Annotated in this window: 19 protein-coding genes; all 19 read left to right on the top strand. The window is 65.0% G+C overall.

Annotated elements, in window-relative coordinates; genetic code table 11:
* Positions 1–213: 213 nt before the first annotated feature.
* The 19 genes from ASD75_RS10340 (at position 214) to ASD75_RS10250 (ending at position 22489) form a co-directional block, all read left to right on the top strand.
* Positions 214–1317 carry a glycosyltransferase family 4 protein gene (locus ASD75_RS10340; RefSeq protein WP_056745385.1) on the top strand — a complete coding sequence of 368 codons (1104 nt, stop codon included), beginning with the start codon at positions 214–216 and terminating at the stop codon, positions 1315–1317.
* 76 nt (positions 1318–1393) lie between these two features.
* On the top strand, positions 1394–2284 hold the full coding sequence (gene argB, locus ASD75_RS10335; RefSeq protein ID WP_056059422.1) for an acetylglutamate kinase: 891 nt from the start codon (positions 1394–1396) through the stop codon (positions 2282–2284).
* A gap of 17 nt (positions 2285–2301) precedes the next feature.
* On the top strand, positions 2302–2994 hold the full coding sequence (locus ASD75_RS10330) for a response regulator transcription factor (protein ID WP_056059420.1): 693 nt from the start codon (positions 2302–2304) through the stop codon (positions 2992–2994).
* A gap of 77 nt (positions 2995–3071) precedes the next feature.
* Positions 3072–4523: a sensor histidine kinase gene (locus ASD75_RS10325; protein WP_056745383.1), complete on the top strand. Its 1452-nt coding sequence runs from the start codon at positions 3072–3074 to the stop codon at positions 4521–4523.
* A 207-nt stretch (positions 4524–4730) separates the two neighbouring features.
* A complete protein-coding gene (gene slmA, locus ASD75_RS10320; protein WP_056745381.1) occupies positions 4731–5393 on the top strand; it encodes a nucleoid occlusion factor SlmA in 663 nt (220 codons plus the stop codon).
* 149 nt (positions 5394–5542) lie between these two features.
* Positions 5543–6271, top strand: a complete 729-nt coding sequence (locus tag ASD75_RS10315) for a TetR/AcrR family transcriptional regulator (protein WP_056745379.1) — start codon at positions 5543–5545, stop codon at positions 6269–6271.
* Positions 6272–6275: 4 nt separating this feature from the next.
* Positions 6276–8072, top strand: a complete 1797-nt coding sequence (locus tag ASD75_RS10310) for an acyl-CoA dehydrogenase C-terminal domain-containing protein (RefSeq protein WP_056745377.1) — start codon at positions 6276–6278, stop codon at positions 8070–8072.
* A gap of 45 nt (positions 8073–8117) precedes the next feature.
* The gene (locus ASD75_RS10305) at positions 8118–8555 is read left to right on the top strand and encodes a DUF2147 domain-containing protein (protein ID WP_056745869.1); all 438 of its coding nucleotides are present in this window, start codon (positions 8118–8120) and stop codon (positions 8553–8555) included.
* 67 nt (positions 8556–8622) lie between these two features.
* Positions 8623–11025 carry a 3-hydroxyacyl-CoA dehydrogenase/enoyl-CoA hydratase family protein gene (locus ASD75_RS10300; protein ID WP_056745375.1) on the top strand — a complete coding sequence of 801 codons (2403 nt, stop codon included), beginning with the start codon at positions 8623–8625 and terminating at the stop codon, positions 11023–11025.
* 32 nt (positions 11026–11057) lie between these two features.
* Positions 11058–11567, top strand: coding sequence for a DUF4442 domain-containing protein (locus ASD75_RS10295; protein ID WP_056745373.1), 510 nt, complete (start codon positions 11058–11060; stop codon positions 11565–11567).
* Positions 11568–11579: 12 nt separating this feature from the next.
* Positions 11580–12779 (top strand): acetyl-CoA C-acyltransferase, encoded by a 1200-nt coding sequence (locus ASD75_RS10290; protein WP_056745371.1) that lies wholly within the window; start codon positions 11580–11582, stop codon positions 12777–12779.
* Between the two features lie 280 nt (positions 12780–13059).
* On the top strand, positions 13060–13950 hold the full coding sequence (locus ASD75_RS10285) for an alpha/beta fold hydrolase (protein WP_056745370.1): 891 nt from the start codon (positions 13060–13062) through the stop codon (positions 13948–13950).
* 27 nt (positions 13951–13977) lie between these two features.
* On the top strand, positions 13978–14850 hold the full coding sequence (locus ASD75_RS10280) for an acyl-CoA thioesterase II (RefSeq protein ID WP_082564986.1): 873 nt from the start codon (positions 13978–13980) through the stop codon (positions 14848–14850).
* Positions 14851–14924: 74 nt separating this feature from the next.
* Positions 14925–15701, top strand: a complete 777-nt coding sequence (locus tag ASD75_RS10275) for an enoyl-CoA hydratase (protein WP_056745366.1) — start codon at positions 14925–14927, stop codon at positions 15699–15701.
* A 1105-nt stretch (positions 15702–16806) separates the two neighbouring features.
* The gene (locus ASD75_RS10270; RefSeq protein WP_056745364.1) at positions 16807–17544 is read left to right on the top strand and encodes a TetR/AcrR family transcriptional regulator; all 738 of its coding nucleotides are present in this window, start codon (positions 16807–16809) and stop codon (positions 17542–17544) included.
* A 28-nt stretch (positions 17545–17572) separates the two neighbouring features.
* Positions 17573–18502 carry an SDR family oxidoreductase gene (locus ASD75_RS10265; protein ID WP_056745362.1) on the top strand — a complete coding sequence of 310 codons (930 nt, stop codon included), beginning with the start codon at positions 17573–17575 and terminating at the stop codon, positions 18500–18502.
* Positions 18499–20112, top strand: a complete 1614-nt coding sequence (locus ASD75_RS10260) for an acyl-CoA carboxylase subunit beta (protein ID WP_056745360.1) — start codon at positions 18499–18501, stop codon at positions 20110–20112. The genes ASD75_RS10265 and ASD75_RS10260 overlap by 4 nt, the downstream gene beginning before the upstream one ends.
* Before the next feature lie 23 nt (positions 20113–20135).
* On the top strand, positions 20136–21266 hold the full coding sequence (locus ASD75_RS10255; protein WP_056745358.1) for a hypothetical protein: 1131 nt from the start codon (positions 20136–20138) through the stop codon (positions 21264–21266).
* Between the two features lie 53 nt (positions 21267–21319).
* Positions 21320–22489, top strand: a complete 1170-nt coding sequence (locus tag ASD75_RS10250; RefSeq protein WP_056745356.1) for an acyl-CoA dehydrogenase family protein — start codon at positions 21320–21322, stop codon at positions 22487–22489.
* Positions 22490–22587 lie beyond the last annotated feature (98 nt).

Raw genomic sequence — 22587 nt, 5'->3', positions numbered from 1 at the left:
AGTGGGCGAATGAGTGAGCCGTACTGTGAGTCACGTTATGTCGTCACGAAGCGAGTGGTGTCAATTTGCTCGCGTGCAGTGCGCCGTGTCCAGGCGCCGAGGGTGCCGAGGCCCGATTTTTCGCACGGATTGTCTTCGTTCGAGTGTCCTTGGCGCTGCTGACAACGGTTTCTTGCAGGTACCTCTGGCGAGTGCGGGTACCATCGGCCGCTCATGATTTGGTTATCCGTGGTGGCATTTATCGTGGCTGCGTTGGCAGCAGGGTTCATCGTGCGGTGGATGCGTAGCCATGCTCTTGTGTATGGCGATGGCATGCCACAACGTTTTCATCTGGGGGATATACCCAGACTCGGCGGTGCTGCGCTGTTTATTGGGATTGGGTGCAGTTGGGGGCTGGGAGTTCTTCAATCGACTCATTGGGGAGATCCGGGTTCGCTCAAGTTGGGCGCGTGGGTCGGCGGGTGGTTGGTGGCTTTGCTACCGGCGGTCGTCGGAGGTATTGCTGAAGACATGACCCAGCGTCTCTCGGTACGCTATCGCTTGAGCCTGACGGGCGCTTCTGGCGTTCTCGCTGTCATTCTTCTGGGCCTCAGCTTGCCACGTTCAGGCTGGCCCTGGTTGGACTCGGTGCTGATAGCTGCTCCTTGGTTAAGCATCGCGATTGTGGTTCTTGCTGTTTCTGGGCTCCCACACGCCTTCAACATCATCGATGGATACAACGGTCTAGCCGGCATGGTTGCACTTATTGTCTGCTTGGCTCTGGCTCACGTAGCATTGCAGGTGGGTGATCGTGCGCTGGCCGCCTTGTTGGTGTCCACGGCCGCTGCCACGGGGGGGTTTCTTGTCTGGAACTATCCGCGTGGCATGCTGTTTGCAGGGGATGGTGGTGCTTATGTTTGGGGGGGCGTGATCGCTTTGGCCAGCATCTCGCTGGTGCAGCGCAATGCGGACGTATCGCCTTGGTTCCCGATGCTCCTGCTGATCTACCCGGTGTGGGAGACGATTTTCTCCATTTACCGCAAGGCGGTGCGGGGCGTTTCACCGGGCGTGGCCGATGCGCTGCATTTTCACCAGCTCATCTACCGCCGCATTGTTCGTGGGGTGTTTCACGATGATGAGTCCCGCCGGGTGCTGATGCGCAACAACCGTACGTCGCCCTATCTGTGGGGCTTTACGCTCCTGACGGTGGTGCCTGCAGTGCTGTTCTGGAACAACACGCCCCTGCTCATGGCGTTTTGCGGGCTTTTTGTGGTCAGCTATGTCATGGCCTATCTGGCCATCGTGCGGTTCAAAGTGCCGAACTGGCTGCGCCACTGAAGCCTTCTTGTGTTCGCGCGCCTGGCGAATGCGGCACAATTTGCGCCTCACAGTTTTCTCCGGATGGCACGCCCCCATGACCGACCTTCTTTCGATTGCCCCACGCGACAAGGCTGAAATCCTGGCCCAGGCGCTGCCTTACATCCGCAAGTTCCATGGCAAGACCATGGTGATCAAGTACGGCGGCAACGCCATGACGGACCCGGCCCTGCAGGCCGACTTTGCCGAGGACGTGGTGCTGCTCAAGCTGGTGGGCATGAACCCGGTGGTGGTGCACGGTGGCGGCCCGCAAATCGAAACCGCGCTCAACCGACTGGGCAAGAAGGGCGAGTTCATCCAGGGCATGCGTGTGACCGATGCCGAGACCATGGAAGTGGTCGAATGGGTGCTGGCCGGCGAGGTGCAGCAGGACATCGTGGGACTGATCAACCAAGCCGGTGGCAAGGCCGTGGGCTTGACCGGCCGTGACGGCGGCATGATTCGCGCACAAAAGCTCAAGATGGTGGACAGCAAGGATCCCACCATCGAACACGACGTGGGCCAGGTGGGTGACATCGTTTCCATCGACCCCAGCGTGGTGAAGGCGCTGCAAGACGATGCGTTCATTCCCGTCATCAGCCCGATTGGCTTTGGCGAGAACAACGAAAGCTACAACATCAATGCGGATGTGGTGGCCAGCAAGCTGGCCACGGTGTTGCAGGCTGAAAAGCTGATGCTGCTGACCAACACCCCCGGTGTGCTCGACAAGGCCGGCAACCTGTTGACCGACCTGACAGCCCGCCGCATCGACGAGCTGTTTGCCGACGGCACCATCTCGGGCGGCATGCTGCCCAAGATTGCCGGTGCGCTGGATGCCGCCAAGGCGGGCGTGAATGCCGTGCACATCATTGACGGGCGTGTGCCCCATGCCATGCTGCTGGAGATCCTGACTGACCAGGCCTACGGCACCATGATTCGGTCTCACTGACCCCGCGTGAGGTCTCCATGCGTCTGCTGTTGGTCGAAGACGATGTGATGGTGGCCAGCGGCATCAAGCTGGGGCTCACCGATGCGGGTTATGCGGTGGACTGGGTGGGCAGTGGCGAGCGGGCCGAAGAGGTGCTGCGCGCCGAGTCGTTTGATGCAGCCATCATCGACATCGGGTTGCCCGCCATGGACGGCCTGGAGCTGACACGCCGCCTGCGCCGCCCAGACATGGCAAGCCCCGCCATGCCAGTTTTGATCCTGACGGCGCGTGACGCGCTGCATGACCGGGTGCAGGGGCTGGATCTGGGGGCGGATGACTACATGGTCAAGCCGTTCGAGCTGCCCGAGCTGCTGGCGCGCCTGCGTGCGCTGTTGCGCCGTTCCCAGGCCGCGACCACGGCCGTGCTGAGTTTTGGCCCGCTGGAGCTGGACACGGCCGGGCGCCGGGCCAGCATGCGCACACCGGCTGGTGAGCAGGTCATCGAACTGGGCCCGCGCGAGTGGACGGTGCTCGAATACCTGCTCATCAACGCCCCCAAGCCTGCTAGCAAAGACAAGCTGCTGCAGGCGCTGACGGGGTGGGACAAGGAGATCACCCCCAACGCGGTGGAGGTGTATGTCTCGCGCCTGCGGGGCAAGCTGGAACCCCACGGTGTGGCGCTGCGGTCCATACGGGGCTTTGGCTACCGGCTTGAACTGCAGGCAACCTGAGCAGGAATTTTCCGCGCCCAGCTCGCCGCCTCGCCATGCTTTGGAAAAACTCCTCCCGGCGGCCCGGCCTGCGCGCCATGACATCGGACCTGCGCACCCGGCTGCTGCTGATGCTGGTACTGCCCCTGTGTGTGCTGGTGCTGGCGGGGGTCTGGCTGGACTACCGGTCGGCCGATGAGGCAGCTGGCCAGCACGACCAGCGTCTGGTGCGGCTGCTGCCCGCGCTGGCCGATTCGGTGCTGGCGCCGCCCATCCACGACAACGACCCACCGCTGCTGCTGCTGGCGCCGCCCATCGAAGAGTTTTTGCGCCAGAACGCGGGCTTTGCGGCCTATAGCGTGCGCGATACCTCGGGGCGCCTGTTGCTCGGAGAGGGCTGGGTACACGGCGCCGTGCCCACCACACAGGCCCCGGAGTTCCACAGCGTGGAGTTCGGCGGCGTGACGTACCGGGTGGCGGCGCAACGCGGGCGCACGGGGGCGGGCGAACTGGTCGTGGCCCTCGCCGACGGGTCGGACCCTCGCCAGAAATGGGCGCAGCAACTGCTCCTGAGGGTGTTGTTGCCCAACCTCGTATTGCTGATTGCCGCGGGTTTTGCGATCCATTGGGCGGTGCGGCAGGCCTTCAAACCCCTGGTGGGGCTTGCGGAGGCGGTGGAGCGCCGCTCTCCCCGCGATCTCAGTCCCATCGACGAGGCCGCCTCGCCCGACGAGGTGCGGCCCCTGGTGCACTCGCTCAACCGCCTGTTTGCGCTGGTCAACGCACAGGCCGAAGGGCAGCGGCGTTTTGTGGCCGACGCGGCGCACCAGTTGCGCACGCCGCTGGCGGGCTTGCAGGCCCAGGTGGAGGCCTGGGCCATGATGGCCAAGGCGGCAGCGCCCCCACGCACGTCATTCCCGGATTTCGACCGAAAAATGCCGCTAGCGCATGAAGATCGTGCACAAGGTGCTATTGTTTTGGGAGCGGATCAAATCGAGAAGCTGCGCAACGCTACGCGCCGCACCTCTCAGCTGGCGCACCAGCTGCTGGCGTTGTCTCGCGCGGACGCCCGCAGCCTGGACGCGCAGCCGCCGCAGCGGGTGGACCTCAAGGATCTGTGCGAGTCGCTGCTGGAAACATTTTTGGACGCAGCCACCGGCAAGGGCCTGGACCTCGGGCTCGATGTCCAGTTGGTGCATGTGACAGGCCATGGCTGGCTGCTGCGCGAGCTGCTGTCCAACCTGGTGGACAACGCCATCAAATACACGCCTGCGGGGGGCGTGGTGACCATCCGCTGCGGACTGCGCCAGGGGCGCGCGGGCCCGCCCCGGCCCTACGTGGAGGTGGAGGACGACGGCCCTGGCGTGCCGGAGTCTGAGCGTACCCGCGTGTTGCAGCGGTTCTACCGCGTGCCCGGCGCGGGAGGCGAGGGCACGGGCCTGGGCCTGGCCATTGCGGACGAGATTGCCCGGGTACACCGTGCCGCACTGACGCTGGGCACGGGCCCCCAGGGGCGCGGGCTGCTGGTGACGGTGGTGTTTCCGCTGTAGTCGTGCGGGGTCCCCGGGCCGTCCGGACCGACAAGGGGCCTGTGCGAGAATCATTTCCACACACGATTGACTTGTGCAAACAGGTGGCGGCCCGGCCCCTCCTGGCTGCGGCAAGATGTGACATCGTGATCCACGCCCTGCAGTGATCCGACCATGCCCAGTGGCATGCGCACCGGGAGCAGGGCCCCACCGGAGTCCCTGTCCTGCATGTCTGAAATCTCGCCCCTCCCCGAGCCTGCCAGTACCGCCGAAGCGGGTGATGTTGCGGCTGCACGCAAGCGGCCCAAGCCCGGGGAACGGCGCGTCCAGATCCTGCAGGCCCTGGCCGCCATGCTGGAGCAGCCTGGGGTCGAGCGCATCACCACTGCCGCACTGGCCGCACGCCTGTCGGTCAGCGAGGCGGCGCTGTACCGTCATTTCGCCAGCAAGGCGCAAATGTTCGAGGGCTTGATCGATTTCATCGAGCAGTCAGTGTTCACACTGGTGCAGCAGATCACGGGGCGCGACGTGCCCGACCCCACACAGCCTGCCGACGTGGGCGCGCGCCAGGCGGCGCGCATCGTGGCGCTGGTGCTGCAGTTTGGCGAACGCAACCCGGGCATGGTGCGGGTCATGGTGGGCGACGCACTGGTGTTCGAGCACGAGCGCTTGCAGCAGCGCATGAACCAGTTCTTTGACCGCATCGAATCCACCCTGCGCCAGTGCCTGCGCGCGAGTGCAGCCGCATCCAGCACGCCCACAGTCGATGCCCAAGTGGCGGCCAGCGTGTTGACGGCCTTTGTGGTCGGGCGCCTGCAGTGCTACGCCCGCTCGGGGTTTCGGCGCCTGCCCACCGAGCACCTGGAAGCCAGCCTTGCGCTGATGTTGTAGCGGTCCGCGCTGTTGAGGCGGCGCATCACGGCGGGGGTGGCGCGGCTGCAACGGGTGGTTTGGATGGGTCTCCCTATTTTTTCCGGGGGCTTGGGGGCTGCAGGGAATTTGCTGCAGAATAGAACGAACGTTCGTTTTTATTCGTGCCCATGTCCTCCATCCCCGAATCCCGCCAGGTCACCCGCATCCCGCGCGCTCGCAGTGGTACCGGCCGTGCCTTGCAAAAAGGCCAGCAGACTAAGGCGGCCATCGTCGAGGCCGCGCTGGGCTTGGCCACGCACATCGGGCTGGAAGGCCTGTCCATCGGGGCGCTGGCAGACGTCACCGGCATGAGCAAGTCGGGCGTTTTCGCCCACTTTGGCTCCCGCGAAGAGCTGCAGATCTCCGTCATCCGCGAATACCACACCCGCTTCGAGCAGGAAGTGTTCTACCCCGCCATGTCCGCCCCCCGTGGCGTGGCGCGTTTGTCGGCGCTGTTCGACAACTGGATGAAGCGCACCTCCATCGAAATCGACTCGGGCTGCATTTACATCAGCGGCGCGGTCGAGTTCGATGACCGTACCGGCCCCGTGCGCGATGCGCTGGCCAGTTCGGTGCTGACCTGGCATGCCGCCATGCGCCGCGCCATCGAGCAGTGCAAGGAACTGGGCGAACTGCGTGCCGACACCAAGGAAGAGCAGATGCTCTTCGAGATCCACGGCCTGATCCTCGCGCTGCACTACGAGGCGCGGTTCCTGCAGACCCCGGGCTCCATCGACCGGGCCGTCGTGGGCTTTCACAACATTCTGGCGCGCTACAGCGCGCCGACAGCGGCAGCCAAGGCACCCGCAGTGGCGCGCCGCAAAGTTTCCAACCAAACCACCACATCCAAGGAGTAAACCCATGCCTACCTATACGCCGCCCCTGCGCGACATGCAATTCGTCATGCACGAAGTGCTCAAGGTCAGTGATGAATTCAAGGCGATGCCACCCCACGCCGAAGTGGATGTGGACACCATCAATGCCGTGATCGAAGAGGCCGGCAAGTTTGCTTCCGAAGTCGCGTTCCCGCTCAACATCAGCGGCGACACCGAAGGCTGCGTGCTGAACAAGACCACGCACGAAGTGAAGACCCCAACCGGCTTCAAGGACGCCTATGCCAAGTACGTCGAGGGTGGATGGGCTGCACTGAGCTGCGACCCCACCTATGGCGGCCAGGGCCTGCCCTTCGTGCTGAACCAGTGCCTGTACGAGATGCTGAACTCGGCCAACCAGGCCTGGACGATGTACCCCGGCCTGTCGCACGGCGCCTACGAAGCCCTGCACGCCCATGGCACCGACGCCCAGAAGGCCCTGTACCTGCCCAAGCTGACCAGCGGCGAATGGACCGGCACCATGTGCCTGACCGAACCCCACTGCGGTACCGACCTGGGCCTGATGCGCACCAAGGCCGAGCCTCTGCCTGACGGCACCTACAAGATCACCGGCAACAAGATCTTCATCAGCGCCGGCGAGCACGACATGGCCGCCAACATCGTTCACCTGGTGCTGGCCCGCCTGCCCGATGCGCCCAAGGGCAGCAAGGGCATCAGCCTGTTTGTGGTGCCCAAGTTCAACGTGAATGCCGACGGCTCGCTGGGCGAGCGCAACCCGATCTTCTGCACGGGTCTGGAGCACAAGATGGGTATCCACGGCAACGCCACCGCGCAGATCGCACTGGACGGCGCCATCGGCACCATGGTGGGCCAGCCCAACAAGGGCCTGGCTGCCATGTTCGTGATGATGAACGCCGCCCGCCTGGGTGTGGGCAACCAGTCGCTGGGCCTGACGGAAGTGGCTTACCAGAACGCTCTGGCCTATGCCAAGGACCGCATCCAGTCGCGCAGCCTGTCGGGCCCCAAGGCCAAGGACAAGGATGCTGACCCCATCATCGTGCACCCCGATGTGCGCAAGATGTTGCTCACCGCCAAGGCCTACGCCGAAGGTGGCCGCGCGCTGCAGATCTTCTGCACGCTGTTGCTGGACAAGGTGCACAGCCACCCCGATGAAAAGGTGCGCAAGGATTCCGAAGAACTCGTGGCCCTGCTGACCCCCATCGTCAAGGCCTTCATCACCGACAACGGCCACATCAGCACCAACGCGTGCATGCAGGTCTTCGGCGGCCACGGCTTCATCAAGGAATGGGGCATGGAGCAGTACGTGCGGGACAACCGCATCAACATGATCTACGAAGGCACCAACACCATCCAGTCGCTCGACCTGCTGGGCCGCAAGGTGCTGGGCAACAACGGCGCCACGCTGAAAAAGCTGGGCAAGCTGATTGGCCAGCTGGTGGAAGAAGAGGGCGTGAACGAGCGCATGGCCGAGTTCATCAACCCGGTGGCCATGCTGGGCGACCAGATGACCAAGTTCACCACCGAGATCGGCTTCAAGGGCATGCAAAACCCCGACGAAGTGGGCGCTGCTGCGGTGGACTACCTGCGCGTGGCCGGCCACCTGGTGTTCGGCTACCTGTTCGCCCGCATGGCCCAGGTCGCCCTGCGCGAGATCGCAGCCGGCAACACCGACCCGTTCTACGGCGCCAAGCTGCAGACCGCGCGCTTCTACTTCGCCAAGCTGTTCCCCGAAACCGCCACGCTGATGCGCACCGCCCGTGCCGGCAGCAAGGTGCTGATGGACACCGATCTGGCCCTGGCCTGATCGGTGCCGGATGCGGATTTCAAGCCTTTTTGCCAGGGAGCGCAGATGTTCAAAGCGGTAGCAGCTATTGTTTTGGTAGCGGGTGCGCTGCCGGCCTGGGCGCAGATGACGCCCGAAGGCCTGTGGCGCAACATCGATGACAAGACCGGCGAGGCCAAGGCCGAGATCCGCATCCGCGACATTGGTGGCGGCGTGCTGCACGGAGCGCTGGAAAAGCGCCTGTCCAAAGACGCCAAGCCCGACGAGGTCTGCGACGAATGCTCGGATGACCGCAAGGGCAAGCCCATCTTGGGCCTGGAGATCATCCGCGGTGCCAAGAAGGCCGACGGCAAAGAGGTGTGGGAGGGCGGCAAGATTCTCGACCCCGAGAACGGCCGCAACTACACCCTGCGCATGACCCCCGTCGAGGGCGGCAAGAAGCTCGAAGTGCGGGGCTCCATCGGCCCCTTTGGCCGCACGCAAACCTGGATCCGCGTCCAGTAAACCCCATTCCCGTGGCCTTGCGCGCCCCCTGCGGTGTTGCGCAAGGCCCCAACCAGGAACCCAACCCATGTCCCGATTCCAAGTGAAAAAAGTCGCCGTGCTCGGCGCAGGCGTGATGGGCGCGCAGATTGCCGCCCACCTCGTCAACGTGAAGGTGCCCGTGGTGCTGTTTGACCTGCCCGCCAAGGAAGGCCCCAAGAACGGCATCGTCACCAAGGCCGTCGAAGGCCTCAAGAAGCTCAAGCCTTCGCCCCTGGGCGTGGCCGACGACGCGGCGCAGATCCAGCAGGCCAACTACGAAGAGCACATGCACCTGCTCAAGGAATGCGACCTCGTGATCGAGGCCATTGCCGAGCGCATGGACTGGAAGCTCGACCTGTACACCAAGATTGCTCCCCACGTGGCCAAGCACGCCATCCTGGCGTCCAACACCTCGGGCCTGTCGATCACCAAGCTGTCCGAAGTGCTGCCTGAGAGCATCAAGCCCCGTTTCTGCGGCATCCACTTCTTCAACCCCCCGCGCTACATGACGCTGGTGGAGTTGATCAACACCCCCACCACCCAGCCCGAAGTGCTGGACCAGCTCGAAGCCTTCGTCACCAGCGGCCTGGGCAAGGGCGTGGTGCGTGCGCACGACACGCCCAACTTCGTCGCCAACCGTGTGGGCATCGCCGGCATGCTGGCCACGATGAAAGAGGTTGAGAACTTTGGCCTGACCTATGACGTGGTGGACGACCTCACGGGCAAGAAGCTCGGCCGTGCATCCAGCGGCACCTTCCGCACCGCCGACGTGGTGGGCCTGGACACCATGGCCCACGTCATCAAGACGCTGCAGGACAACCTGAGCATCGAGACGGATCCGTTCTACGAAAGCTTTGGCACGCCCGCCGTGCTGAAAAAGCTGCTGGAGCTGGGCAATCTGGGTCAGAAGACCAAGGCCGGTTTCTTCAAGAAGGTCGGCCGCGATGTGATGCGTTTCGAGCTGGAAAGCGAAGAGTACGTGCCCGCCGGCCAGAAGGCCGACGAGGTGTATGCCCGCATGCTCAAGAAGCCCGCTGCCGAGCGCCTGCGCCTGCTGCGCAACGCCGAAGGCGCGCCCGGCCAGTTCCTCTGGGCCATCCTGCGCAACAGCTTCCACTACGCCGCCGTGCACCTGGGCACCATCGCCGACAACGCCCGCGACGTGGACCAGGCCATGCGCTGGGGCTTTGGCATGAAGCAGGGCCCCTTCGAGCTGTGGCAGGAAGCCGGTTGGCTCGAAGTCGCGAAGATGATCCAGGAAGACATCGACGCGGGCAAGGCGCTGTGCAAGGCACCGCTGCCCGAGTGGGTGTTCAAGGGCCCCGTGGCCGACGCCGGTGGCGTGCACACCGCGCAAGGCTCGTGGAGTGCATCGCAGAACAAGTTTGTGCCCCGCCGCCAGCTGCCCGTGTACGAGCGCCAGATCTTCCCCGAGGCCCTGTTGGGCGAAACCAGCCTGCCCGACTGGCGCACCGCTGGCACCACCATTGCTGAATCGAAGGCGCTGCGCACTTGGACGCTGGACGGCCAAGTGCTCATCGCCAGCATCAAGAACAAGATGCACGCCATCAGCCCCGAAGTGATGGAAGCGCTGATGGAAGCGCTGGAACTGGCCGAGTCCGAATACCAGGGCATGGTCATCTGGTCCGGTGACGCGCCGTTCAGCGTGGGCGCTGACCTGGAAGCCACGATGCCCGCCTTCATGGTCGGCGGCGCCGATGCGGTGGAAAGCATCGAGCAGGAGCTGCAAAACCTGATGATGCGCATCCGCTATGCGCAGGTGCCTGTCGTCGCAGCCATCCATGGCATGGCGCTGGGCGGTGGCTGCGAACTGGCCGTGTACTCGGCCAAGCGCGTGGCCCACATGGAAAGCTACATCGGCCTGGTCGAAGTGGGCGTGGGCCTGGTGCCCGGCGCTGGCGGTCTGACCTACATCGCCCGCCGTGCGGCCGAGAACATGGCAGCTTCCACATCCAAGGACATCCTGCCTTTCCTGACCGAAGGCTTCACCGCCGCCGCCATGGCCAAGGTGGGCACCAGCGCGATCGAGTCGCGCAAGCTGGGCTTTTTGCTGGACAGCGACGTCATCGTGCCCCACAAGGATGAGCTGCTGTTTGTCGCCATCAACGAAGCCAAGTCCATGGCCGCGAGCGGCTGGCGTGCACCGCACAAGCGCCTGTTCCCCGTGGCGGGCCGCAGCGGCCTGGCCACCATCAAGGCCCAGCTGGTGAACATGCGCGACGGCGGCTTCATCAGCGCCTATGACTTCAAGATCGGCGCCATGATCGCCGAGGTGGTCTGTGGCGGCGATGTGGATGCTGGCTCGATGGTGAGCGAGGAATACCTGCTCACGCTGGAGCGCAAGGTGTTCTGTCACCTGATCGCCCAGCCCAAGACGCATGAGCGCATCCTGGGTATGTTGTCCACCGGCAAGCCGGTTCGCAACTGATCCGGACGTCGATGGATAACCGGTAGACCGACATGAGCGAACACGCCCTCAACAAATTGCAGCGCTCGCTGATGCGCCTGGACGAGGCCCCCGCCTTCATGCGCGGGTTCGTGCAGAACATCATCCTGCGCCGGGCTGTGCCCTTTACCGGCACGGCCGGGGTGAAGTTCGTGTCGCTCACGCCTGAGCGGGTCGAAGTGCATCTTGCCAACGAGCACCGTGTGCAAAACCACATTGGTGGTGTGCACGCCTCGGCCATGAACCTGCTGGCTGAAACGGCCACCGGCATGGTTGTGGGCATGAACGTGCGCGACGACTGCCTGCCGCTGGCCAAGGAGCTGAGCATGGCGTTCAAGAAGCGCGCCACGGGCGGCCTCAAAGCCGTGGCCACGCTCACCGCCGAGCAGCGCGCCGCCATGCGGGCCCGCGACAAGGGCGAGGTGCAGGTGAAAGTCACCGTGACCGACGAAGCCGGTGTGGAGCCGGTCGAATGTGTATTTACGTGGGCCTGGGTTCCTTCCAGCCGCCCCCCCAAGAATTGAAGGAGTTTCACCATGGCTCAAAAACAAGTCCAGGACGCCTACATCGTCGCCGCCACGCGCACGCCCATCGGGCGCTCGGGCCGCGGCTATTTCAAGAACACCCGCCCCGACGACCTGCTGGTCGCCGCCATCAAGAGCGCCATGCTGCAGGTGCCCACGCTGGACCCCAAGGCGATTGAAGACGCCATCATCGGCTGCTCTTTCCCTGAAGGCGAGCAGGGCATGAACATGGCCCGCATCGCCGTGGGCCTGGCGTTCGACCACCCCGTGGGCGGCGTGACCGTGAACCGCTTCTGCGCATCGGGCATCACCGCGCTGCAGATGGCAGCCGACCGCATCCGCGTGGGCGAGGCTGACGTGCTGATCGCCGGTGGCGCCGAGTCCATGAGCCTGGTGCCCATGGGCGGCAACAAGCCCTCGTTCAACGCCGAGATTTTTGCCAAGGACGAAAACGTAGGCATCGCCTACGGCATGGGCCTGACCGCCGAAAAGGTGGCCCAGCAGTGGAAGGTGAGCCGCGAAGCGCAAGACGCGTTCGCCCTCGAATCCCACCTGCGCGCCATCAAGGCGCAAAAGGCCGGTGAGTTCAGCGACGAAATCACGCCCTTCGAAATCGTGGAGCGTTCGCCCAACCTCGCCACCGGTGAAGTGATGGAAAAGCGCCGTACCGTGAGCCTGGACGAAGGCCCTCGTCCTGATACGTCCCTGGAAGGCCTGGCCAAGCTCAAGCCCGTGTTCGCAGCACGTGGCAGCGTCACGGCGGGCAACAGCTCGCAGACCAGCGACGGTGCCGGTGCACTGATCGTGGCCAGCGAAAAGGCCGTGACGCAGTTTGGCCTGACGCCCCTGGCGCGTTTTGTGAGCTACGCAGCGCGCGGCGTGCCGCCCGAGATCATGGGCATTGGCCCCATCGAAGCGATTCCTGCGGCCCTGCGTTATGCAGGTCTCAAGAGCGATGACATTGGCTGGTATGAGCTGAACGAGGCGTTTGCGGCGCAGTCGCTTGCGGTGATCAATACGCTGGGCCTGAACCCTGCGAACGTGAACCCCATGGGGGGCGCCATTGCGCTGGGGCACCCGCTGGGGGCTACCGGTGCGATCCGTGCGGCGACGGTGGTGCATGCGCTGCGTCGGCACAAGCTGAAGTACGGCATGGTCACGATGTGTGTAGGTACCGGCCAAGGCGCCGCCGGCATCATCGAAGCTTTGTGAGTTAGCTGGCTACTGCGCGGGCCATCTGCGTCGTTGGGCGGTGCTCGGAATCCTCACGTACAGGAAGTACGTTCCGGTTCCTGTGCTCCGTCCGCCTAGCAGCTGATCCCGCTCGCTACGCCCTGGGGTGGGGTGATAAGGCAGGGGAACGGTCGGGGTAAGGCTTGAATCGCTCCCACTCAAACCGCTCGGGCTGAGCTTGTCGAAGCCAGGGTTCTGCCCTCAGCGATAGTTTTCTTTTCAAGCCGACGCAGATCGGTTTCGACACAAGGAGACAGACATGAACAAGCAAACCTTGCAGGTCAACGGGGCGGTGTCTTTGGCACTGCGTGTCTACGAACCCGAGGGCGCACCGCGCGCCAGCGTTGTCATCGGCGGCGCGATGGGGGTGCGGCAGTCGTATTACGAGGCCTTTGCGCTGTGGATGGCGCAGCAGGGGTTTCGGGTCACCACGTTCGACTACCGGGGCCATGGCGACTCTCTGCAGGGCGCCATGCGCGATGTGAAGGCGGATCTGTTTGATTGGGCGCAGGACTATGAGGCGGTGATCACAGTCGCCAAGGCCGCGCTGCCGTCGCAGCCGCTGTATTTGCTGGGCCACAGCCTGGGCGCGCAATTGCCAGGGCTGCTCAAGAAGCCCGAACAGGTGGCGGGCCTGCTCAGCGTGGCCGCAGGCAGCGGCTACTGGCGTGACAACGCGCCGCAGCTCAAGCGCATCGTTCCGTATTTCTGGTGGGTGCTGGTGCCGCTGGCCACGCGGCTGTGCGGGTACTTTCCGGGGCGCACGCTCAAGAAGGTGGGCGATCTGCCTGCGGGGGTGATCCTGCAGTGGCGGCGCTGGTGTCTGGACCCCGCTTACAGCGTGGGGGCCGAGGGGCCTGCGGTGGCTCGGAGTTATGGCGCGGTGCGGTTCCCGGTGCTGGCGCTGTCGATGGCGGACGACGAGCTGATGACCTTGCGTGGCACGCACAACCTGGTGAACCTGTACGCCAACACCGAGCGCCGGGTGGAGAGCATCACACCGGCCGACCTGCAGGTGCGGCGCATTGGGCACTTTGGTTTCTTTCGCGACCAGTTCCGCCAAAGCCTGTGGCCGCGCGCAGCGGCTGCGCTGGCCGCACTGGGCGGTGGCGGAATGCCCCATGGCGAAGTCTCCGGTACGACGGCCTGAGCGGTCGTTTCGCGGCACACTTGCAGCATGACTTCCTCTTCATCCACTTCTTCGTCTGCGTCTTCGTCCTCCGCTACCCACCCGCTGGACGAGGCGCTGCAACTGACGGCTTCGTCCGCTGCGACGGGCCAGTACGAAGGGCAGACCCACCCCGGCTACTGGAACATGGTCGGCCCGTTTGGCGGCATCACCGCTGCCACGCTGCTACAGGCCATCTTGCAGCACCCCGACCGGCTGGGCGATCCGCTGTCGCTCACTGTCAACTATGCGGGCGCTTTGACCGCTGGTGCGTTCACGGTGCAGGCAACTCCTGTTCGCACCAATCGTTCCACCCAGCACTGGACGCTGTCGATCCTGCAGGCCGGTGCCGACGGCGCGCAGGTGGTTACCACCACGGCCACCGCCGTCACGGCCGTGCGCCGCGAGACCTGGAGCGTGGGCGATGTGCCCATGCCGCAGGTGCCCCCGCCTGTAGAGCAAAAAGCCATCGTCGCCCCTTTGGGCGCTGTGGAATGGCTCAATCGCTACGAGATGCGCCCCATCGCTGGCTTCATCCCGCGCACCTGGGACGGCAGCGGCGACCACAGCCTGACGCAGCTGTGGATGCGCGACACACCACCGCGGCCGCTCGACTTCGTGGCGCTGTCCGCATTGGCCGATGTGTTCTTTCCCCGCGTGTGGCTGCGCCGTGCGCGCCAGGTGCCTGCGGGCACGGTGTCCATCACCGTGTACTTTCACGCCACGGCAGAGCAGTTGCAGGCCACGGGCACGGGCTTCCTGCTAGGCCAGGCGCGCGGGCAGGAGTTCCGCAACGGTTTCTTTGACCAGACCGTGCAGCTGTGGAACGAGGCTGGCACCATGCTGGCCACCAGCCATCAGATCGTTTACTACAAGGAATAGGAAGTCGGCCTGTTGCCCTGTGCCGTACCGCATTCCTCTCGTCCCAATCCATCCGACCCGGAACCTTCACCACCATGACCGAAGCCACCCAAGACATCCTCGTCCACTCCGAAGCGGGCGTGACCACCATCACCTTCAACCGCGTGGACAAGAAGAATTCCATCACGCGCGACATGTACGCCGCCATGGCCGATGCGCTCGATGCCGCCAAGGCTGATGCCAGCGTGCGCGTGGTGGTGTTCCAGGGCGACGTGGCCATCTTCAGCGCGGGCAATGACATCGGCGACTTTTTGCAGCAGCCGCCCGCTACGCAGGATTCGCCCGTGTTCCGTTTTCTGCGCGGCATCGCTACCTTCCCCAAGCCCGTGATCGCCTCGGTGTGTGGCCCGGCCGTGGGCATCGGCACGACGATGCTGTTCCATTGCGACCTGGTCTATGCGGGCGACAACGCGGCGTTCTCCATGCCGTTCGTGAATTTGGGCCTGTGCCCCGAGGCCGCATCCAGCCTGTTGGTGCCGCAGATGCTGGGGTACCACCGCGCTGCGGAAGCCTTGCTGTTGGGCGAGCCGTTCATGGCAGAAGCCGCGTTGGAAGTGGGGCTGGTCAACCGCGTGGTGCCGCCGACCGAGTGCAATGGCGTCGCACAGGCGCAGGCCAAGAAGCTGGCGGCCAAGCCGTTGTCGTCGCTCATCGAAACCAAGCGGTTGATGAAGGGCGGGCAGACGGCGAAGGTGCTGGAGGTGATGGCGGAAGAGGGCGAGAGCTTTGGGCGCATGTTGCGTGAGCCTGCAGCGCGGGAAGCGTTCTCGGCGTTTATGGAAAAGAGAAAGCCAGATTTCAGCAAGAGCTGAAATCTGGCCGCCGCGATAGCGGTGCAGACCGCCTAGCGGGCTGAGCGATCTTTCGCTAAAAGCGCCGTCCCGACTTCAGCGCGGTTTGAGTCGTTGGTTCTGAGGGTTTTTTGGCTGCTGGCGCTTCTACATAAAGCGCTGGCGGCTATTGTTTTTATAGTTCGTTCTCGCCCCATCCGTTCGGGTTGAGCCTGTCGAAGCTTTTTGCGGTGGCTACTGCATGCCCTTGTGAAGTGCGGGAGCCGGGAGTCGCCCGGCGTGCGAGGTACTTTTCTTTGCTTCGCCAAAGAAAAGTACCCAAAAGAAAGGCGACCCCCAGTCTGCGACCCCTGCGCTTCGCTCCGGGGCAAACCTGCGGCGGGGCGGTTGCGGGGTGCGTCGTGGAACTCACTGCGCTGCGTTGCAGCTTCGTTCAAACATCCACGGCGAGTCAGAGCACGAAGCACGCGCGCTCCGACGCGCGTGCCACCCCCCAACCGCCCCGCCGCAGGCGCAGCCAGCAGGGGGTGGACATCCGAACATCCAAACAACCGAACAGCCGGACATCCATTCGGGCCATTGCTGCGCTCGGCCGTGCCTGCGCAGCGCGTGGCGCGTGGCGCATGCGCCCGCGAGACGGGGCCGAGCGCAGCGTAGCGAAGCAATGGCCCGAGTGGATGTCCCCTACCCGGGTTCCCTTCTGCGCGTGCCGAGAAGCGCAGGGCAGGGGGTGCGTGCGCGTGCCGAAGGACACACGCACTTCGTGCTCTGACTTGCCGCAGTTGTTTGAACGGAGCGCGTAGCGCGCAGTATGTTCTGCGGCGCACCCCCTGTGCGAGCATCGCAGGTTGCCCGTAGCGCAGCGAAGGGACGCGCGCAGTAGGGTCGCCCTTTCTTTGGTGACTTTCTTTCGGCGACGCGAAAGAAAGTTACTCGCACGCCGGGCGACTCCCGGCCTCCGTCCTTCGCATAGGCACGCGATCTGCTTCCAAATGAACAGCAAATCAGGCAGTGAATACTGGCGCTCAACCTCAAAAAGCACCCGTAGCAATCACGATCAGACAAGCTATCTATTTTTACAAAGCACTTGCTTGCTAAAAATAAACAGTTTTGCTATCGTGCCTGCATGGATTCACCCGTGCCGCGCACCAGCGCCATCGCCCTCGCTCCCAAGAAGCCACCGGCCCGCACTGGCAGCAAGGCCGTAGCTTCCTCCGACGCCAACGCAGCCGCTGCAGAGGCAACCCCCACCCGCCGCCCCCGCGGTCGCCCCCGCAAAACCGCCGAAGAACTCGACGACGGCAATCGCCGTCGCAAGCTCATGGACGGCGCGGCCAAGCTCTTCCGCACCCAGGGCTTTGCCGCCACCAGCACGCGCGACATTGCGGCGGCGGCGGGCATGCACAGCGGATCGCCCTTCTACCACTTCGAAAGCAAAAGCGCGCTGCTCTACGCCGTGATGAGCGAGGGCATGACCATGGCCACGCAAAGCCAGCAGCAGGCACTCGATGCGTTGCCGGCCACCGCCACACCACGCGAACAGCTGCACACGCTCATTCGCCACCATTTCGAGATCCTGCTCGGGCCCCGCAGCAGCTTCATCCCGGTGATGCTGTACGAGTGGCGCTCGCTCACGCCTGCGCAGCGCAAGGGCATTGCCCGCATCAAGGACAGCTACGAGGCCACCTGGATGCCCGTGCTGGAAGCGCTGGCACAGCAGGGCGCGCTGCAGGCAGAGCCCGGTGTGGCGCGGCTGTTCATTTTCGGGGCGCTCAACTGGGCGGTGCAGTGGTTCTCGCCCAAGAAGGGCAAGTCGCTCGACGCGCTCACCGACGAGGCGCTGGCCTTGTTCATCCGTTCATAACAAACAACCCCATCAAGGCAGAGTCACCATGGCCCCCACCGCGCGCAGCGCCTACCAGTCAGTGTTTGCTCCGGGCCTGTTCCAGGGCCAGGTGGTGGTGGTCACCGGCGGTGGCTCGGGCATTGGCCGGTGCACGGCACACGAACTGGCACACCTGGGAGCGCATGTGGTGCTGGTCGGGCGCAAGCCTGAAAAGCTGCTGGCCGTGGCCGAAGAGATCACCGCCGATGGTGGCCGCGTGTCATGCCAGGTGTGCGACATCCGCTCCGAAGAAGGTGTGGTGGCGCTGGTGCAGACAATCCTTGCTGCGCAGGGCCGTATCGATGCGCTGGTCAATAACGCGGGCGGGCAGTTCATGTCGCCGCTTGAATCCATCAGTGCCAAGGGCTGGGAGGCCGTGCTGCACACCAACCTCACCGGCGGCTTTTTGATGGCGCGAGAGTGCTACCGGCAGTGGATGGCGCAGCACGGCGGCTCAGTAGTCAACATCGTGGCCGACATGTGGGGCTCCATGCCCGGCATGGGACACAGCGGCGCCGCACGTGCCGGCATGGTCAGCTTGACGGAAACGGCTGCGCTGGAATGGGCGCACAGCGGCGTTCGGGTGAACGCGGTGGCGCCGGGCTACATCGCCTCCAGCGGCATGGACAACTACCCGCCCGAGGCTGCAGACATGCTGCGTGCCATGCCGCGCACGGTGCCGCTTGGGCGCTTTGGCAACGAGGCCGAGGTGTCGGCGGCCATCACCTTTTTGCTCAGCCCGGCAGCCAGCTTCATCAGCGGTACCACGCTGCGGGTGGATGGCGCACGGCCCCAGGTGCGCATGGGCTGGCCGCAGCGCCCGCCTGGTGCCACCGCCGCAGCACACCCGGCCGTGCGGCCGTTTGACGGCTTTCACCGCGCGCAGGTGCCGCAGGTGTTTGCACCTTCCCATACCCCCAAGACCGAGGCCGCATGACCGCCGTCTTCACTTCCCGATTCAACCCAGGCAGCGCCGAGGCCACGCAGCGCCGCGCGGCGCTGCAGGCCCGGCTGGACGCCCTGCGCGCGTTGGAAGAGCGTGCCGCCGCCGCCTCGGCCCGGTCGCTGCCCCAGTTTGAAAAACGCGGCCAGCTGCTGCCGCGCCAGCGCGTGGCACTGCTGCTGGATGCGGGTGCGCCCTGGCTGCCGCTGTGCACGCTGGCGGGCTACCTGCAGGATGTGAAAGACCCTGAGAAGTCCGTGCCCGGTGGCGGCATGGTCGCGGGCATTGGCTTTGTCAGTGGCGTGCGCTGCATGGTGGTGGCCAGCGATTCGGGCATCGAAGCCGGTGCCATCCAGCCAATGGGCCTGGAAAAGATCTTGCGCGTGCAGGAGATCGCGCTGCAAAACCGCCTGCCGTTCATCCACCTGGTGGAGAGCGCGGGTGCCAACCTGATGCGCTACCGGGTGGAGGGCTTCGTGCACGGCGGCACGCTGTTCCGCAACCTCGCGCGGCTGTCGGCGGCGGGCATTCCGGTGATCACCGTGCAACACGGCTCGGGCACCGCAGGCGGCGCTTACATGCCCGGCTTGTCGGATGTGGTGATCATGGTGCAGGGTCGCTCGCGCGCCTTTCTGGCCGGGCCGCCGCTGCTCATGGCTGCGACGGGTGAGATTGCGACGGAAGAAGAACTGGGCGGCGCCGAGATGCACACCGCCGTCTCGGGCCTGGGCGAATACCTGGCCCAGGACGACCGTGAGGCCATTGGCCTGGCGCGCGATGTGGTCGCGCAGCTGGGCTGGCACATGCCCCGACGACCCAGCGCGCCCGCACCTCTCTTGCCGGCAGACGACCTGCTGTCCCTGATGTCTGCCGACCTGCGCCAGCCCGTGGACATGCGCGAGGTGATGGCGCGGCTGGTCGATGGCTCGGAGCTGCTCGAATTCAAGGCCCGCTACGGCATGGCCACTTTGTGCGCGCAGGGCCACATCGGCGGGCATGCCGTGGGCTTCATCAGCAACAACGGGCCTATCGACGTGGCAGGCGCCAACAAGGCCACGCACTTCATTCACTGGATGTGCCAGCTGGGCCACCCCATCATCTACCTGCAGAACACCACGGGCTACATGGTCGGCAAGGACAGCGAGCAGGGTGGCATGATCAAACACGGCAGCAAGATGATCCAGGCCGTGACCAACGCCACCGTGCCGCAGATCACCATCCAGTGCGGCGCCAGCTTTGGTGCGGGCAACTACGGCATGTGCGGGCGCGGCTATGCGCCGCGCTTCCTGTTCAGCTGGCCCGGTGCCAAGACGGCGGTGATGGGCGGCGAGCAGGCTGCGCGCACCATGCAGATCGTGACCGAGGCGGCGCTCGCGCGCAAAGGCATCACGCCCGACCCGGCCGAATCGCAGGCCCAGTTCGACAAGATCGTCGCCATGTTCGAGGCCCAGGCCGATGCGTTCTACACCAGCGGCCTGCTGCTGGACGACGGCGTGATCGACCCGCGCGACACGCGCGCCGTGCTGGCGTTTTGCCTGGACACCTGCGCCGAGGCGCAGGCCCGCACGCTGCGGCCCCTGAGCTTTGGCGTGGCGCGGATGTAGGCGCTGCGCACGCAATCTCCACGATGGCCGAGCCTCTCAAACACCTGCTCAATGATTCCGTGCCGCCGCGCATCGCGGCCATGGTGCGGCGCGCGTGGCGCAAGTTCGACACCACCGCGTTTCTGCAGCAAGTAGAGCCTGGCTACGAATCGCTGGAGCTGATGGCGCGCGGTCAGCGCATTGCCGAGGCCCTGCAGGCACACCTGCCGCAGGACGTGCCGCGCGCGCTGGGTGTGCTGGTCGATTCGATGGACCCGCCCATGGGCCTCGATGCGGCGGGCGAGCCTGATGCGGGTGACCGCCCTTACAGCGCCTTTCTGTACCTGCCGCACAGCATGTACATCGGCGCGCAGGGGCTCGCGCATTTCGAGGCAGCCATGGCCGCGCAACACGCGCTCACCCAGCGGTTTACCGCCGAGTTCTGCATACGCCCCTATCTGCTGCACCACCAGCAGGCCACGCTCGCGCGGCTGCGTGACTGGGCGCACGACGATAACGCCCATGTGCGCCGTCTGGTGAGCGAAGGCACGCGGCCCCGCCTGCCTTGGGCGCCGCGTTTGCCTGCATTCCAGGCCAACCCGCAGCTGGCTCTGCCGTTGCTCGATGCGCTCAAGGACGACCCATCGTCTTATGTGCGCCGCTCCGTGGCCAACCACCTGGGCGACATCGCCAAGGACCACTCCGACCTCGCCGTGGGCGCCGCGCGCGCCTGGCTGCAGGGCGCACCCGCCCCGCGCGAGGACCTGGTGCGCCACGGCCTGCGTTTTCTTATCAAACGCGGTGACGCTGGCGCGCTCGATGCCCTGGGCGTGGGCCATGCCGTAGCGCTGGATGTGCGGGCCGCGCGCGTGCTGCCCGCCCGCGCACGCATTGGCGACAAGGTGCGCATCGAGGCCGAACTGCACAACCCCACACCCCAGGCCCAGCGCGTGCTGGCCGACCTCAAGGTGCACTACGTCAAGGCCCACGGCGGCGCGGCGCCCAAGGTGTTCAAGCTGCAGACGCTGGACATACCGCCCGGCGCCACCGTAGCGGTGGGCAAGACGCTGTCGCTGCAGCAGATGACCACACGCACCCACTACCCCGGCGCTCACCAGGTGGAGCTGGTGCTCAACGGGCGGCCCCAGCCGCTGGGGCAATTTCAGCTTTCGTGATCGAGGTTTGCAGGCATACAAACGTACAAACGCAACAGCAGGAGACAAGCACCATGCAGTTCACACACGAGCACCGCGAGATCCAGAAGACCCTCAAGCGCTTCATTGATGAAGAGATCAACCCCCATGTGGACGAGTGGGAGGCGGCCGAGATCTTCCCCGCGCACGAGGTCTTCAAGAAGATGGGCAACCTGGGCCTGTTGGGCCTGTGCAAGCCCGAGGAATATGGCGGGCAGGGGCTGGACTACTCCTACAGCCTGGCCATGGCCGAGGCACTGGGCCACATCCACTGCGGCGGTGTGCCCATGGCCATTGGCGTGCAGACCGACATGTGCACACCGGCGCTGGCGCGCTATGGCAGCGAAGAACTCAAGCGCAACTTTCTCGCCCCCGCCATTGCGGGCGACATGGTGGGCTGCATCGGCGTGAGCGAGCCTGCGGCGGGCAGCGATGTGTCGGGCATCAAGAGCGTGGCGCGCAAGGACGGCGACGACTACGTGATCACCGGCCAGAAGATGTGGATCACCAACAGCCTGCAGGCCGACTGGATGTGCATGCTGGTGAACACGGGCGAAGGCCCTGTGCACAAGAACAAGAGCCTGGTGATGGTGCCCATGCGCGACGGGCCCGGCGGCAAGCTCACCAAGGGCATCGAGGTGGCGCAGAAGATCCGCAAGATCGGCATGCACAGCAGCGACACCGGCTTGATCTACTTTGACGAGGTGCGTGTGCCGCAGCGCTACCGCATCGGTGCGGAGGGGCAGGGCTTCATCTACCAGATGCAGCAGTTCCAGGAAGAGCGCCTGTGGTGCGCCGCCAGCACGCTCGAATCGCTGAACCACTGCATCCAGTGGACCATCGACTACGCGCAGGAGCGCAAGTTGTTTGGCAGCACGCTGGCCGACCAGCAGTGGGTGCAGTTCAAGCTGGCCGAACTCAAGACCGAGGTGGAAGCCCTGCGCGCACTCACCTACCGCGCCTGCGACCTGTACGTGAACGGGCAGGACGTGCTGGAGCTGGCCAGCATGGCCAAGCTCAAGGCCGGCCGCCTGAACCGTGAGGTGCCCGACACCTGCCTGCAGTTCTGGGGCGGCATGGGCTTCACGCTGGAGAACAAGGTCTCGCGCATGTACCGCGACGGGCGGCTGGCGTCCATCGGCGGCGGGGCGGACGAAGTGATGCTGGGCATCCTCGCAAAGCTCATGGGCATCGCCAAGAGATGAGCAACACCCCCCTGAGCGACTTCGTCGCTTCCCCCCGCTCTCGCATTGCTGCGCAATGCGGGCAGGGGGACGCAGCCCTCGCTGCGGGGCGGCCCTTG

Source organism: Acidovorax sp. Root568, from assembly GCF_001427445.1.
In the GTDB taxonomy this organism is placed as follows: Bacteria; Pseudomonadota; Gammaproteobacteria; order Burkholderiales; family Burkholderiaceae_C; genus Acidovorax; species Acidovorax delafieldii.
Note: the sequence above shows the minus strand (reverse complement) of the source record. Positions and strands in the feature narration are given on the sequence as shown.

Bases quoted from the DNA above. Each gene is read 5' to 3' on its own strand.
- ASD75_RS10255 (WP_056745358.1), top strand. From the start codon at position 20,136: ATGGCCGAGCCTCTCAAACACCTGCTCAATGATTCCGTGCCGCCGCGC.
- ASD75_RS10290 (WP_056745371.1), top strand. From the start codon at position 11,580: ATGGCTCAAAAACAAGTCCAGGACGCCTACATCGTCGCCGCCACGCGC.
- slmA (WP_056745381.1), top strand. From the start codon at position 4,731: ATGTCTGAAATCTCGCCCCTCCCCGAGCCTGCCAGTACCGCCGAAGCG.
- ASD75_RS10325 (WP_056745383.1), top strand. From the start codon at position 3,072: ATGACATCGGACCTGCGCACCCGGCTGCTGCTGATGCTGGTACTGCCC.
- ASD75_RS10250 (WP_056745356.1), top strand. From the start codon at position 21,320: ATGCAGTTCACACACGAGCACCGCGAGATCCAGAAGACCCTCAAGCGC.
- ASD75_RS10305 (WP_056745869.1), top strand. From the start codon at position 8,118: ATGTTCAAAGCGGTAGCAGCTATTGTTTTGGTAGCGGGTGCGCTGCCG.
- ASD75_RS10270 (WP_056745364.1), top strand. From the start codon at position 16,807: ATGGATTCACCCGTGCCGCGCACCAGCGCCATCGCCCTCGCTCCCAAG.
- ASD75_RS10315 (WP_056745379.1), top strand. From the start codon at position 5,543: ATGTCCTCCATCCCCGAATCCCGCCAGGTCACCCGCATCCCGCGCGCT.
- ASD75_RS10310 (WP_056745377.1), top strand. From the start codon at position 6,276: ATGCCTACCTATACGCCGCCCCTGCGCGACATGCAATTCGTCATGCAC.
- ASD75_RS10340 (WP_056745385.1), top strand. From the start codon at position 214: ATGATTTGGTTATCCGTGGTGGCATTTATCGTGGCTGCGTTGGCAGCA.
- ASD75_RS10265 (WP_056745362.1), top strand. From the start codon at position 17,573: ATGGCCCCCACCGCGCGCAGCGCCTACCAGTCAGTGTTTGCTCCGGGC.
- ASD75_RS10330 (WP_056059420.1), top strand. From the start codon at position 2,302: ATGCGTCTGCTGTTGGTCGAAGACGATGTGATGGTGGCCAGCGGCATC.
- ASD75_RS10295 (WP_056745373.1), top strand. From the start codon at position 11,058: ATGAGCGAACACGCCCTCAACAAATTGCAGCGCTCGCTGATGCGCCTG.
- ASD75_RS10260 (WP_056745360.1), top strand. From the start codon at position 18,499: ATGACCGCCGTCTTCACTTCCCGATTCAACCCAGGCAGCGCCGAGGCC.
- ASD75_RS10285 (WP_056745370.1), top strand. From the start codon at position 13,060: ATGAACAAGCAAACCTTGCAGGTCAACGGGGCGGTGTCTTTGGCACTG.
- ASD75_RS10300 (WP_056745375.1), top strand. From the start codon at position 8,623: ATGTCCCGATTCCAAGTGAAAAAAGTCGCCGTGCTCGGCGCAGGCGTG.
- ASD75_RS10275 (WP_056745366.1), top strand. From the start codon at position 14,925: ATGACCGAAGCCACCCAAGACATCCTCGTCCACTCCGAAGCGGGCGTG.
- ASD75_RS10280 (WP_082564986.1), top strand. From the start codon at position 13,978: ATGACTTCCTCTTCATCCACTTCTTCGTCTGCGTCTTCGTCCTCCGCT.
- argB (WP_056059422.1), top strand. From the start codon at position 1,394: ATGACCGACCTTCTTTCGATTGCCCCACGCGACAAGGCTGAAATCCTG.